Origin of the sequence: Mesorhizobium loti (genome assembly GCA_014189435.1) — a bacterium.
Taxonomy (GTDB): domain Bacteria; phylum Pseudomonadota; class Alphaproteobacteria; order Rhizobiales; family Rhizobiaceae; genus Mesorhizobium; species Mesorhizobium loti_G.
In genome coordinates, this window is sequence record CP050293.1 from 4,240,874 (window position 1) to 4,254,270 (window position 13,397).

Sequence of the window (13,397 nt, forward strand, 5' to 3'; positions counted from 1 at the left end):
AACGCCCCCCTCGATTGCTCTGCTCGCCAATGCCTCCCGGTCAGGACCAGGGCAGCGAAAAAGTCTTCACATTGGTGTAGCTCTTCATCGCCTCGATGACGCCTTCCTTGTAGCCATTGCCACTGTCCTTGATGCCGCCGAAGGGTGACATCTCGATGCGGTAGCCCGGCACTTCCCAGATGTTGACGGTGCCGACCTCGAGGCCGGCGATGTATTTCTGCATGCGGCGGAAATCATTGGTGCAGACACCCGACGACAGGCCGAAGGCGGTCGAGTTGGACAGTGCGATCAGCGCCTCGTCATCGTCCGGCGCGCGAACGATCGGGATGATCGGCCCGAACGTCTCTTCCATCACCAGTTCGGATGTGTGCGGCACGCGATCCACGACGATCGGCGGCAGCAGCGCGCCCTGGCGACCCGGATTGTAGAGGATTTCGGCGCCCTGTTCGGCGGCCATGTGGACGCGGGCTTCGAACAATGCCGCTGCCTTTTCATGCACGACGGTACCAAGGTCGGTCGAGCGGTCCATCGGGTCGCCGAAGCGGATCTTTTTCGCCCGTTCCAGCACCAGCGGCACGAAACGGTCGGCGACGCTTTCCTGGACCAGGATGCGCTTGACCGCGGTGCAGCGTTGGCCGGAGTTTTTCGTCGCTCCGGCCACCGCCAGGTCCGCCGCCTTTGCCAGATCGTCGTCCGACAAATCGTTGAGGATGATCAGCGGGTCGTTGCCGCCCAGCTCCAACACCTGGCGCTTGTAGCCGGCGGTGCGGGCGATCATCTTGCCGACTGGCACGCCGCCGGTGAAGGTGATCAGGTCGATGTTCTCGTTGGTGATCATCTCATTGCCGATATCGGCCGGCCAGCCGGTCACCACCGACAGCATTTCCGGCGGCAGGCCGGCTTCGTAGAGAATGTCGGCCAGCAGCAGCGCCGTCATCGGCGTCAATTCGGTCGGCTTGACCACCACGCAATTGTTGGTGGCGATCGCCGGCGCCACCTTGTGCGAGACCATGTTGAGCGGATGGTTGAACGGCGTGATCGCCGAGATCGCTTTCAGCGGCTCGCGGGTGGTGAAGATCTTGCGCGCCTTGCCGTGCGGGGTGAGATCGCAGGAGAAGATCTGGCCGTCATCCTGGATGCACATCTGCGCCGACAGCGTGAACACGTCATAGGCGCGGCCGACCTCATAGAGCGAGTCCGCCTTGGAGATGCCGAGCTCCAACGTGATGAGATCGGAGATTTCCTCCCGGCGCGACGCCAGCGCTTCGGCGGTGCGAAACAGGATCTGCTGGCGCTCGTAGCGCGTCAGCTTCGACTTGTAGCCTGCGGCGATCTCGAAGGCTTTTCGCGCATGCTCGGCGCGGCCGGCGGGCACGGTGCCGATAACGGCATCGTTCCAGGGGTAGCGCACCTCGACCACGCCGTCGGCATCGACCTTCTTGCCGGCGATGCGCATCGGCTCGTGGCGAACCTTGATGGCAGGATCGAGTTTGGTCATGTCATTGTTCCCGGTGCTCAGAGAGCAACATTGATCTTTTGTCGGCGAGGCCATCGCATTTCAGCTATGGCTTCCCCCACTCCGTCGCCGCTTCGCGGCGCCACCTCTCCCCTCCGGAGGGAGAGGAAGAGAGCCAAGGCCGGCGAGCTCAGCGCCCTTCCTCTCCCCCGTCGATCGGGGGAGAGGTGGCCCGAAGGGCCGGAGTGGGGGTCGACCAGCGCCATCATGGACGGCGACACGCCCTACCGGCGATCCAACTCACTCAGCCCGCCAGCGCCGCCGCCATGGTGGCGTAGTAGAAGGCGTCGAAATTGCGCAACGTTGGTTCGTTCGGCAAATCGGGCAGCACGCGGTTGACGATGAACGGCACCTCCTGCTCGGTCAGCCCGCCATGCGAGCGCAGCGGTTCGTTGAGCGCGGCCAGATCATGCCTATGCTCGCTGGTGCCGATCGTCTTGTTTTCGGTTGAGATCAGCACGATGTCGCCGATGCGGTCGGCCGGCAGTTCGAAGCGCTCGCAGGCCGTCGGGCTGTCGACGACCAGCATGATGCCGTCGACCTTGGCCAGCCTCGCCATGATGCCGGCCTGATCGGCGCCATCAGGCAGATAGGCGGTGGCGAAGGAACCAAGCGCGCCGTGGTGCACGACATAGGGGTCGGTGATCGGCAGGATGACGCGGGCGGCGTCCTTGCCCAGCCACTCGTCGAGCAGGTCCTGGACATAGACGACGTCGGGCGAACCGTCCTTTTTGTGCTTGGGCTTCATGCCGTGGTCGGCGGTGACGACGATCGCCGCACCCAGCGCATCAAGCTCGGTCAGGTATTTGTCGAACATCTCGTAGAAGGCGTTGGCCTGCGGCACACCGGGCGCGTATTTGTGCTGCACATAGTCCGTGGTCGTCAGATACATGATGTCGGGGCGGAACTTCTTCAGCAGCTGGACGCCGGCGGCGAAGACGAATTCCGACAGCTCGGCCGAGTAGACCTCCGGCACCGGCAGCCCGAAATGCTTCGAGGCGTTGTCGATGCCGTGCTCGGCCTTGGTGGTGGTGTCCGACTTTTCCGCCGAGAAGCACAGCGCACGGCCCTCGTCGAAAGCAAGCCCCTTGCCAAGTAAGGCGCGCAGCTTGTCCTTCGCGGTCACCACGGCGACCTTGGCGCCGGCATCGTAGAAGGCCTGGAAGACGGTCGGCGCGCGTAGGAAGCGCGGATCGTTCATCATCACTTCCTTGCCGGTCTCGCGCTCGTAGAGGTAGTTGCCGCAAATGCCATGCACCGACGGCGGGCGGCCGGTGGCGATCGACAGATTGTTGGGGTTGGTGAAGCTCGGAATGACCGAGTGCGCAAAACGCACCGTGCCCTTCTGCTTGATCCGGACCAAAGCCGGCATCAGCCCGGCCTTGATCGCTTCGTCGAGATAGGCCGGCTCGCAGCCGTCAAGGCAGATGGCGATGGCCGGCACACGCGGCCAGGCGTAGGTGCGGCCGTTGACCGCGACGTTGATGGGAGACATCTGGTTCATCGAAAATCCTCGGAATCTGCCGCTTCAGGCGGCGAGTTTGGCGCGCTCGGCGAGTGCCGCGGCGGGTGGGGCGGCGGTGTCGACGCCCATTTCATGAAGCGAGAAGGCCGCCGCCTCGACGACACGGCGCATGACATGCTCGTCCATCTGGCCAATGCAGCCGACGCGGAAGCTGTCCACGGCGGTCAGCTTGCCCGGATAGATGATGAAGCCCTTGTCCTTCATCAGATCGTAGAAGTGCTCGAAAGCGAAATTGGCGTGGGCCGGGTTGAAGAAGGTGACGATGATCGGCGACAGCCAGCGGTCTTTGAGCAATGTCTCGAAGCCGAGTTCGCGCATGCCGGCGACCATGACGTCGCGGTTCCTAGTATAGCGGGCGCCGCGGCCGGCGACGCCGCCTTCGGCCTCATGCTGGCGCAGCGCTTCGAGGAAAGCTGCGACGACATGCGTCGGCGGCGTGTAGCGCCATTGGCCGGTCTTGTTGAGGTGTGCCCACTGCGCATGGACGTCGAGCGACAGCGAGTGGCTGCGGCCCTTGGCGGCCTCCAGTTCGCTCTTGCGGGCGATGATGAAGCCGAAGCCCGGCACGCCCTCGATGCACTTGTTGGCGGACGACACCATCGCCTCGTAGCGGATCTCGTTGACGTCGAGCGCGACGGCGCCGAAGGCGCTCATGGAATCGACCAGCAATTTGCGGCCCTTGGCATGGACGGCTTGCGCAATCTCGGCGACCGGATTGAGGATGCCGGAGCTGGTCTCGCAGTGGATGGCGATCACATGCGTGATGGCAGGGTCGGCCTCAAGCGCCGCCGCCACCTCGTCGCCCCGCGGCGGCAGGTAGTCGCCCTTGTCGATCAGCGTGTAGGCGCGACCGAGATACTGCATGGTCTGCGCGGCGCGCAGGCCATAGGCGCCGTTGGCCAGCACCAGAACCTTGCCGTCCCTGGGCACGAACGAACCGAGCATCGCTTCGACGCAGAAGGAGCCGCTGCCTTGCATCGGCACGCAGTCGAACTCGCCTTGCGTGTCACCGGTCAGCGCCAGCAGGCGGCGGCGCATGTCTGATGTCATGGCGCGGAAATCACCGTCCCAGGATCCCCAGTCGCGCAGCATTGCCTGCTTGACCGAATAGGCCGTGGTCAGCGGTCCCGGGGTCAGCAGATACGGCTCCCCCAGCGCCGGCCTGGCCAGCGGCTCCGCGGCAAATTTCGTCTCGGCGAGCATATTGTCCTCCGCTCGATCTGCTTTTCGATGTGGCCTTAGTGTTGGCCTGAATGACATATTTGTAAAATCGTTATTTTGTATCGAAGTATCGATTTAACTGATGCTTCAAACCACCTCGTCAGGCGAGCGCGGGAGCTGTCCCGCTAGACGCACGGCCGGCCGTCGCCAGCCGGCTTTCGAGCAGATCGCCGCTCTGTGTCAGCAAGGGATAAGCGACCGACGCCATCAGCGAGTTGATTTCCTTCAGCGCCCTGACCGCCTCCAGATGGATGTCGCTGGTGTCGATGCTTTGCGGCATTCCCGATTGCAGGCGCTTGAGGTGACGGTCATGGCTCATGCGTTCCAGCTTGCGCATCCGCTCCTTCTCGATGACGAGTTGGCGCGCCGACTCGAGATCGCTCGAGACCAGCACGTTGAGTGCAAGCTGCATGTTGGCCATGACACGGTTGTGAAGCCCGGCCAGTTCGCTCCAGCCGTCGCGTGAAAAGCGCAGGTTCTTGTCACGCAATTCCCCGGTGAGCACGAGCAGGTTCTTGGCGACGATGTCGCCGGCGCGTTCGAGATTGATGGCGAAATCGGTGAGTTCGATGCCGCGTTGCGCCTCGGCCGCGCTCATGCTGCCGCGATTGACTTCGGCAATGTAGAGTTTGATCTCGGTATGAGCGCGGTTGACCTCCTCATCGAGTTTTTGGGCCTGGCGGATCTGGTCGCCACTGCCGGCGTCGAAGAAATCCATCACCGGGCGCAGCATCACCTCGACGACTTCACCCATGCGCAGCAGCTCGCGCGTCGCACTGGCCAGCGCAAGACCGGGCGTGCGCATAACGGTGCGGTCAAGCGCGCTGGTGCGGCGTGACATCAGGTCCACGCCCTCCCCTGCCTTTGCCGCCGGCCTGTCGGCGATCAGCAAGGTGACCAGTCGCTCCATCATGCCGGTGAACGGCAAGCAGCAGATGACGAGTACCAGATTGAAGGCAAGATGCAGGTTGACCAGTTGGCGGCCTTCGGTTGCACCGAAAAGATGCGCCGGAAACGCCATGACCTGAAGCACGAACAAGGCGGCGAGCGCGGCCGTCCCCCGAAAAATCAGATTGCCGAGCGGGATACGGCGCGCCTCGACGGCTTCGCCACGCGTCAGCCACACCGCGATCAGCGCGCCGCCGCAATTGGCGCCGAGGATGAAGAACAGACCGACCTCGACCGGCAAGACGCCTTGCGCGGCAAGTGTGACGAACAGCAGGATCGCCGCCACGCTGGAGTGGATCAGCCATGTGAACAGCGCCGCGGCGGCGAAGGCCGTGAAGTAGTCCGCGCGCAGATAGGAAATCACCAGCGGCAGCAAATTGCTCTGCCGCATCGGTGCGGTCGCGTCGCCGATCATGCGCAGCGACAACAGAACGAACGCGATGCCCATCAGGATGCGCCCGCCTTGCTTGATACCGCGTGCCTCGAATTTCAGGGCCATGGCGCCGCCGACCAGAATCAGCGCCGGCACCAGCCAGCTGAGGTCGAACGACAGCACCTGGACGACCAGGGCCGAACCGAAATCGGCGCCAAGCAGGATCGCCAGCCCACCGGCGGTCGAAACCATGCCGCTGATGGCAAAGCCGGCCGCCAGCATGGCGACGGCGGTGGAGCTCTGCAGCAGCACCGCAAGCACGGTGCCGGCACAGGCTGACCTGAGCCGTGCGCCCCGCGCCTGCCTCAGGGCATCGCGTAAAGCGGGGCCGCAGGCCCGCTCCACACCCGTGCGCACCATGCGCACAGCCCAGAGCAGCAGCATGACCGCACCCGCCAGATGCAGCAGGATGATGGAAAATTGCATGACGACCTCCCGGCAACGGCCGGCAGGGACGTCGACCCATGCTCAGGCTGATGGCCAGCCAGACATAAGTCAAATCGTTCATTTCTATCTTTTAGTTGGCGCACCTTATGATAGGGTGCCGACGATTTCGACATTTTCGGAGGCATGGAAGATGCGCTACGTTCAGCTGCGGGCCTTTCACCAGGTGGCCATCTCAGGTGGTTTTTCGCGGGCTGCCGAGGCGCTGTTCCTGACCCAGCCGGCGATATCGGATCAGGTGCGCAAGCTCGAGGAAGAGTATGATGTGCTGCTGTTCAATCGGAACAAGAAGCAGGTCACGCTGACACATTCGGGCCAGAAGCTGCTCGAGATAACCCATCGCATGTTCGACACGGAACAACAGGCGCTCGAGCTTCTGACGGAGTCGCGCGCACTGCGTTCCGGCACGCTGCGCATCGTCGCCGATGCCGCGCATCATCTGCTGCACATCCTCGGCAGCTTCCGGGCCCGCTACCCCGGCGTGCAGGTTTCGGTGCGCGCCGGCAACACCGAGACGGTGATCAGCAGCCTCTACAGCTATGATGCCGACATCGGTGTGCTGGGTGAGGTGCCGACCGGGCGCGATTTCGAGGTGCTGAAACTCAACTCGACGCCGATCATCGCTTTCGCGTCCGTCGACCACCCGCTGGCGGCGAAGAAATCTCTGACACTCAAGCAACTCGCACAGGAATCGCTGGTCATGCGCGAGCGCGGCTCAAAGACGCGTCAGAAGCTGGAAGACCTGGCCGCTGCTTCGAAGATCGAACTGAGACCCGTGATAGAGGCCGAGGGCCGCGAAGCCGTCCGCGAGATCGTCGCCTCCGGCGCCGGCATCGGCTTTGTCTCGGCCGCCGAATTCGGCCAGGATTCGCGGCTGGTGCCGATCACCATCGACGCGCCCGAGACGCTGATGGATGAAGCGCTGATCTGCCTGCGCGAACGCAGCGGCGGCAAGCTGGTGCGCGCTTTTCTGGATATGGCGCGCTCGATGTCGGTGGATTAGGCCGCCGCCCTCACCTCCACCACATCGGCCTTCACCCGTTCCGACTTCGGATCGTAGGGGCTGCGCAGATGCGCCGTGGCCGCATGGCGAACACCGGCAAGGTCGATCTCGAAACGGCCACCGGTGAGGAACATCGCATCGACGCCGGTCTCGTTCTCGATCAACCCGAGTGCCACCGAGCGGCCAAGCGTGTGGCCGTAGGCCGCTGAGCGGACCTCGCCGGCCGGTTTGCCGTCGCGCAGGATCAGTTCGCCGCCCCACAGCATGGGTTCGGCGTCGTCGAGCGTGAACAGCACGATGCGCCTGGCCGGTGCTGCCGACGATCTTGCCTCGACGAGCGCGTCGCGGCCGATGAAACCATCCGGCTTGTCCATCGCGACAGCGAAGCCAAGCCCGGCCTGCCAGGGGTTGATATCGGGCGTCAATTCCCTGCCCCAGGCGCGAAAACCCTTTTCGATGCGCAAGGCATCGAGCGCGTAATAGCCGGCGTCCAGCAGGCCGAATTCACGGCCGGCGTCATGCAGCGCCTCATAGACGCCGACGGCGAATTCGGTCGGCACGATCAGCTCCCAGCCGAGCTCGCCGACATAGGTCATGCGGTTGGCATAGGCGGTGGCGTAGCCGATGTCGATCTCGCGGATGGTGGCAAAGGGAAAGCCAGCATTGGAAAGATCGGCCGAGGAGAGCTTGCCCAGGAGAGCGCGGGAGCGCGGCCCCATCAAGGCCAGCACCGCGTAGGACGAGGTGACGTCGGTCAGCATCGCATGGGCGTCGGACGGGATGTTTTTGACAATCCAGTCGGCATCGTGGACAGCTTGCGCCGAACCGGTGACGATGAGGAATTTCTCCGCGCCAAGCCGCATCACGGTGAGGTCGCTCTCGTAGCCGCCACGCGCATTGAGCACGCCCGTGTAAACGGACGTACCGACCGGTACATCGACATTGCCGGCGCAGATCCGGTTGAGCACGGCACAGGCATCACGGCCTTGCACGAGAAGCTTGGCGAAGGAAGTCTGATCGAAGATCGCGACGGCTTCGCGTGTCGCCTTCATTTCGCGGCGAACCGCCTCATGCCAGTTCTGGCGGCCGAAAGCGTAGTCGTTCTCGGCCTTCTCTCCCGGCGCCGCGAACCAGTTGGCGCGCCCCCAGCCCATCTTGGAGCCGAAGCAGGCGCCTTTGGCGGCGAGCCGATCGTAGAGCGGCGACCGGCGGAACGGCCGTGCGGTGTCCAGCTCGCGGTTCGGCCACGGCATGGCGTAGTGCAAGCCGAGCGTCTCCTTGACCCGGTCATGCAGCCAACGCGGATTGTTGTTGAACGAGGCGAAGCGCCTGATATCGACCGGCCACAAATCCATGGTCGGCGCGCTGTTGACGATCCACTCGGCCAGCGCCCTGCCCGCACCGCCGGCGCTGGCGATGCCCATCGAATTGAAGCCGGCGCCGACATAGAAATTCTTCAACTCCGGCGCCTCGCCGAGGAGAAAATTGTTGTCGGGCGTGAAGCTCTCGGGACCGTTGTAGAATTTCTTGACCTCGGCCTCAGCCAATTGCGGCACGCGGACAAGCGCGTTTTCCATGAGTATCTCGAACTGGTCCCAATCGTCCGGCAGCAGCGCGAACTCGAAGTTTTCCGGAATGCCGTTCATGCCCCACGGCTTGGCATGCGGCTCGAAGCCGCCCATGACCAGGCCGCCGACCTCTTCCTTGAAATAGATGAAGCCGTCGGGGTCGCGCATGACAGGCAGGTCCGGATGCACGCCCTCGATCCTGCCGGTGACGATGTACATGTGCTCAGCCGAATGCAGCGGCACCGAGACGCCGCACATCAGCCCGACCTTGCGCGCCCATTGGCCGGCACAGTTGACGACGATCTCGGCTGATATGTTGCCGCGGTCGGTCTCGACGCCGCAGGCGACGCCGTTCCTGACGCTGATGCCGGTGACCTTGACCCGCTCGATGATCCTGGCGCCGCGATTGCGTGCGCCCTTGGCCAGCGATTGCGTGAGATCCGTCGGATTGGCCTTGCCGTCGCCCGGCAGCCAGACGGCACCGACCAGATCGTCGGTCGCCATGACCGGCCACAGATCGGCCGCCTCCTTCGGCGAGATCACATCGATGTCGACGCCTTGAGCGCGCGCCGACGCGGCGGTGCGTTTCAGCATCGTCATGCGGTCGGCGGTGCGCGCCACCGACAGCGAGCCGCAATTCTTCCAGCCAGTGGCTAGCCCGGTCTCGGCCTCCAGCTCGCCATAGAGTTGCGTGGAGTATTTGATCAGGCTGGTCATGTTGGAGTGGGCGCGCAACTGCCCGACAAGGCCGGCGGCGTGCCAGGTGGTGCCGCCGCTGAGCTGGCCTTGCTCGAGCAACACGACATCGGTCCAGCCGAGCCTGGTCAGATGGTAGGCGACGGAGCAGCCGATAATGCCGCCGCCGACGATGACGACGCGCGCTTGCGTGGGGAATTCGTTTGCCATGGGACATCCTGCCGTTTTGACACCGGCTGGATCATAACAGGCGAATCCCAAATATCAACACAAAATGCCACAAAATATCACATCAAGATGCAACCATCAGCTCAGGCCCTTTGCGCGCCATCGCTTCAGCGATGTCGGCCTGCGGCTTGGCATCGACAATCACGCCGGCGGCGCGCTGAAAATTCGGGATCCTGAGCGGCGTCAGCTTTGCGAACTTGCTGCTGTCGAGAACGAAGTAGGTTTTGGCGGCAAGTGCGATCATCCGTCCGCGCTGTTCGGCGCCGGCGCGGGTGAAATCGGTGACCTCGCCGTCAGGCGACAGAGCGCCCCCGCCAAGGAAGGCGATGTCGACGCGAAAGCGCGACATGGCTTCCAGCATGTCGATGCCGGAGGCCGCTTCCTCGCCCGGATCGATTTCGCCACCCAGCATATGCACGCGCATGCCTGGAATGTGGCACAGCAGGAGCGCAATCGGCAGGCTGGCCGTACAGATGGTGAGATCGCGCAGGTCGGTCATGGCTTGCGCCACGGCCAGCGTGGTGGTGCCGGAGTCGAGGAAAACCACCATTCCATTGCGGATGAGCCCTGCCGCCGCCCTGCCGATCGCGGCCTTGCCCCAGGCATTTTCCCGGCTGCGCAGGCTCATCGCCGGTTCGCTCGGTTCGAAACGGGCAGCGCCGCCATGCACGATGCCGAGCTGCCCCTTGTCCGACAGCAGCTTCAGGTCACGGCGGATGGTTTCGCGCGAGACATCGAAGAACCCGGCCAGTTCGGCTACACTGACAGACCCCTGGGCGCCCAGCCGCCGCAGTATCTCTTCGTGGCGACGCGGGGCAAGGGCACGCGCCGGCAAGCTGCTGTCGGGGGACATGATGATCCTCGGGTCGCGTATCGATGTTGCAATATGTGGCAGTGAACGTGCGCGGAGGCAACCGGCACTGGAACCCGTGCCACGCCGTCAACGCGGCCTAGGATTTTCGCGACAGGCCATCTTCCCAGATCGCTCTGACCAGCGTCTCGCTTCCTTTGCGAAGATGCTGCCTCAGAATGCTTGTGGCCTTGTCGCCGTCGCGCCGCCGGCAGGCGGCCAGCAGGTCGCGGTGCTCTGTCTGCGAGCGGTTGCGATAATCCAGGTTCGACAAAAGGATACGCACGTAGCGATCGGCCGCATTGTGGTGCGCCTCGATCAGGCCGAGCAATCGATGGTTGCCGCAGGCATCGTAGAGAGCCAGATGAAAGGCGCGGTTCAGTGCCCCCCAACGGCCGACATTGCGCTCCGCGTCGATCTGGTCGAGCACCTGTTCGGCCTCGTCGAGCTTCGAGCCGGAGAGGCTGGGTACCGAGAGCCGGAGCGCCTCGCTTTCGAGCAATTCACGCAGCGCGTAGATTTCGCTGATCTCGGCGCTGTCCATCCGGGCGACCTGCGCGCCCTTTGTCGGGTGGATGGAAACAATACCCTCGGCTTCCAGCTGGCGAAGGGCATCACGAATGGGCATCCGGCTGAAGCCGAACTGCTCGGCCAGCTCGTCCTGGCGAAGCGGCGTGCCCGCCTTTATCGTTCCATTGGCAATGGCCTCGCGCAGGACATTGGCAACCTGCTCGGCCACGGTCCGCGGCCCCTGCATCACGCTTTCCGCAAATCCTGGCAATCGATGCTCCCGTTTCACGCAGCGCTCAGCCTAACGGAAACCCCTCTGTATGGATATAAGTATGCCCGTATACGCACATGTTCGGCATCATTTGCCAGACTTGCCCGATCGAACGTGCCCACTGACCTGCACGCCGTCCTCGGCACGCAGATACAGGAAGCCGGGGATGGACAGCAGCGGGATGACCGAGGTCAGCAGGAACACCTCGTGGAAGCGTTCCGGTGTCACGATGTGGGTTTCTCCTGCAACCAGACCCAGCACCATGGCGGCGATCGAGACGCCGAGCGATACGCTGAGCTGCTGCAGGACGCCGCCGAGGCTGGTGGCGCGGCTGAGCTTGTCGGCCGGCAGGTCGGCATAGGACAGCGTGTTGGAGGTCATGAACTGCGCCGAGCGGATGATCCCGAAGACAAAGACGTAGAAGCCGATCATCCAGTGCGGCGTATCGGCCTCGATGAAGGCAAAGCCCGCCACTGCGGCTGAGCCGACCACCGCGCTGCCGATCAGCACGACATTGAAGCCGAAGCGCCGCAACAGCGGCGACAGCAGAGGCCGCATGAGCAAGGCGCCGAAGCTGCCGACGAACGTCAGCGAGCCCGAAGTGACCGGGCTCATGCCAAAGCCGACCTGCAGCATCAGCGGCAACAAGAAAGGCACGCCATTGAGGCCGACGCGGCACAGGCCGCCTGCGAGCGTGCCTACCCAGAACGAGCGAAATCGAAACAGCGTCAGATCGACGGCCGGCGCGACGACGCGGCGCGCATAGCGCCCGAAGGCGAGCAGCAGCAGGATCGCCGCTGCCAGCACCAGCACCGTCACTGACACGGGGACGATCGGCCGGCCGATGCTCTCCAGTCCGAACTGCAGCAGGGCGACGCCGCAGCCCACCATCAGGAATCCGGCGAAGTCGAAGCGTTGCACCGCTTCCTCGCGGAAATCGTCGACGAAGCGCAACGCCGCCAGAATGCCAAGGCAGCCGAAAGGCACGTTGACATAGAATATCCAGCGCCACGACGCGTAAGTGGTCAACAGGCCGCCGAGCAGCGGCCCGATCACAGGCCCCATGATGGCGGGCAAGGTCATATAGGTCATGGCGGTGATCAGGCCGCTGCGCGGAAAGCTGCGCAGCAGGATCAGCCGCCCGACCGGCGTCATCATGGCGCCGCCCAGCCCCTGCAAGGCGCGCATCGCCAGCAGCATGCCGAAACTGTTGGCCATGCCGCACAGCGCCGAGCCAAGGGTGAAGGTGAAAAGCGCCAGAGCGAACACTCTTCGTGCGCCGAACCTGTCGGCGAACCAGCCGCTGACCGGAATGAACACGGCCAGGGTCAGAATGTAGGTGGTGATTGCCAGGTTCAGCCTGACCGGCGTCGTGTCGAGGCTGCGCGCGATGGCCGGGATCGCGGTGGTTATGATCGTGGAATCGAGCTGCTCCATCAGAAAGGCGATGGCGACGATGATCGGAATAATCAGTCTCAGCCTCGGATCGCGCTCGGTGGCAAATTGAGGCTGTTCCAATGCTGTGGCCAATTCCGTCATGCAGGCGGCTGCTCTATCCCAAAGGCAGGATCGCCTTCTGTGCGGCAAGCCTGCCGCAGCCTGATCACACGGCCTGCCTTATGGTCCGACAAATAGGCAAGCGGTAGTCATTTCCGCTGTGATGGAAGTCAACAAATTTTGACTACCAGTCCGGCGCAGAGGAGATCGGCAAAGTCAGCGGCGATCGACGTCCGAACTGCCGTCGCCTGAAGGTGCATTTGCGCTTACGCGCGTGCCCATCCCGATTTCGTGAAGGAACGTGTCGAGTGAGAGGCCGTTTTCTTCCCCATCTATGTCTCGCATGTACAGGAGGCATCCTCATGAAAAGGCAAATAGCAATCATCGGTTCCATCGTGCTGGCGTTGGCCACGAGCGCGATCCCGTTTGCCACACTCGCCGATGCCGCGGTCGTCAGGCACCATATTGTCCACCACGCCGCGGCCCATCACGGCAGCGCGCATCGACACGCTGTGCGCGGCGGATATGGACACCGTGGCGGTTGGATTGGCGACGATTGGGTTGGCGATGAAGGCTGGATAGACGGCTACTACAATGGTTACGGCAGCTACAACGGCTACGCCGGCGACTATTGCGGAACCATCCAGTGGACGCTCGACCGCTGCGGCCCCCACGGCCCCTGACACC

10 protein-coding genes are annotated in these 13,397 nt (G+C 63.6%); 2 read left to right on the forward strand and 8 right to left on the reverse strand.

Annotated elements, in window-relative coordinates:
* Positions 1-40: 40 nt before the first annotated feature.
* The 4 genes from phnY to HB777_20780 form a co-directional block, all read right to left on the reverse strand.
* A complete protein-coding gene (gene phnY / locus HB777_20765) occupies positions 41-1,498 on the reverse strand; it encodes a phosphonoacetaldehyde dehydrogenase (protein ID QND66100.1) in 1,458 nt (485 codons plus the stop codon).
* A gap of 262 nt (positions 1,499-1,760) precedes the next feature.
* Positions 1,761-3,020: a phosphonoacetate hydrolase gene (gene phnA, locus HB777_20770; protein QND66101.1), complete on the reverse strand. Its 1,260-nt coding sequence runs from the start codon at positions 3,018-3,020 to the stop codon at positions 1,761-1,763.
* A gap of 24 nt (positions 3,021-3,044) precedes the next feature.
* Complete coding sequence (locus HB777_20775; protein QND66102.1) at positions 3,045-4,244, reverse strand: 2-aminoethylphosphonate--pyruvate transaminase; 1,200 nt, start codon at positions 4,242-4,244, stop codon at positions 3,045-3,047.
* A 118-nt stretch (positions 4,245-4,362) separates the two neighbouring features.
* Complete coding sequence (locus HB777_20780; GenBank protein QND66103.1) at positions 4,363-6,069, reverse strand: Na/Pi cotransporter family protein; 1,707 nt, start codon at positions 6,067-6,069, stop codon at positions 4,363-4,365.
* Between the two features lie 151 nt (positions 6,070-6,220).
* On the opposite strand from HB777_20780, the gene HB777_20785 reads away from it, so the two are divergent.
* Positions 6,221-7,090, forward strand: a complete 870-nt coding sequence (locus HB777_20785; GenBank protein QND66104.1) for a LysR family transcriptional regulator — start codon at positions 6,221-6,223, stop codon at positions 7,088-7,090.
* On the opposite strand, the gene HB777_20790 is transcribed toward HB777_20785, so the two are convergent.
* The 4 genes from HB777_20790 to HB777_20805 form a co-directional block, all read right to left on the reverse strand.
* Positions 7,087-9,564 (reverse strand): FAD-dependent oxidoreductase, encoded by a 2,478-nt coding sequence (locus HB777_20790; protein ID QND66105.1) that lies wholly within the window; start codon positions 9,562-9,564, stop codon positions 7,087-7,089. The genes HB777_20785 and HB777_20790 overlap by 4 nt on opposite strands.
* An 82-nt stretch (positions 9,565-9,646) precedes the next feature.
* Positions 9,647-10,435: a DeoR/GlpR transcriptional regulator gene (locus tag HB777_20795; protein ID QND66106.1), complete on the reverse strand. Its 789-nt coding sequence runs from the start codon at positions 10,433-10,435 to the stop codon at positions 9,647-9,649.
* Between the two features lie 97 nt (positions 10,436-10,532).
* Complete coding sequence (locus tag HB777_20800; protein QND66107.1) at positions 10,533-11,189, reverse strand: GntR family transcriptional regulator; 657 nt, start codon at positions 11,187-11,189, stop codon at positions 10,533-10,535.
* Between the two features lie 111 nt (positions 11,190-11,300).
* Complete coding sequence (locus tag HB777_20805) at positions 11,301-12,752, reverse strand: DHA2 family efflux MFS transporter permease subunit (protein QND66108.1); 1,452 nt, start codon at positions 12,750-12,752, stop codon at positions 11,301-11,303.
* A 320-nt stretch (positions 12,753-13,072) separates the two neighbouring features.
* On the opposite strand from HB777_20805, the gene HB777_20810 reads away from it, so the two are divergent.
* Positions 13,073-13,393 carry a hypothetical protein gene (locus HB777_20810; GenBank protein ID QND66109.1) on the forward strand — a complete coding sequence of 107 codons (321 nt, stop codon included), beginning with the start codon at positions 13,073-13,075 and terminating at the stop codon, positions 13,391-13,393.
* The last annotated feature ends 4 nt before the right edge of the window (positions 13,394-13,397 follow it).

What these genes read in the sequence shown, in the direction of transcription:
- HB777_20790 (QND66105.1), bottom strand. Translation starts at nt 9,564, where the DNA reads ATGGCAAACGAATTCCCCACGCAAGCGCGCGTCGTCATCGTCGGCGGC.
- HB777_20810 (QND66109.1), top strand. Translation starts at nt 13,073, where the DNA reads ATGAAAAGGCAAATAGCAATCATCGGTTCCATCGTGCTGGCGTTGGCC.
- HB777_20800 (QND66107.1), bottom strand. Translation starts at nt 11,189, where the DNA reads ATGCAGGGGCCGCGGACCGTGGCCGAGCAGGTTGCCAATGTCCTGCGC.
- HB777_20795 (QND66106.1), bottom strand. Translation starts at nt 10,435, where the DNA reads ATGTCCCCCGACAGCAGCTTGCCGGCGCGTGCCCTTGCCCCGCGTCGC.
- HB777_20775 (QND66102.1), bottom strand. Translation starts at nt 4,244, where the DNA reads ATGCTCGCCGAGACGAAATTTGCCGCGGAGCCGCTGGCCAGGCCGGCG.
- HB777_20785 (QND66104.1), top strand. Translation starts at nt 6,221, where the DNA reads ATGCGCTACGTTCAGCTGCGGGCCTTTCACCAGGTGGCCATCTCAGGT.
- phnY (QND66100.1), bottom strand. Translation starts at nt 1,498, where the DNA reads ATGACCAAACTCGATCCTGCCATCAAGGTTCGCCACGAGCCGATGCGC.
- phnA (QND66101.1), bottom strand. Translation starts at nt 3,020, where the DNA reads ATGAACCAGATGTCTCCCATCAACGTCGCGGTCAACGGCCGCACCTAC.
- HB777_20805 (QND66108.1), bottom strand. Translation starts at nt 12,752, where the DNA reads ATGACGGAATTGGCCACAGCATTGGAACAGCCTCAATTTGCCACCGAG.
- HB777_20780 (QND66103.1), bottom strand. Translation starts at nt 6,069, where the DNA reads ATGCAATTTTCCATCATCCTGCTGCATCTGGCGGGTGCGGTCATGCTG.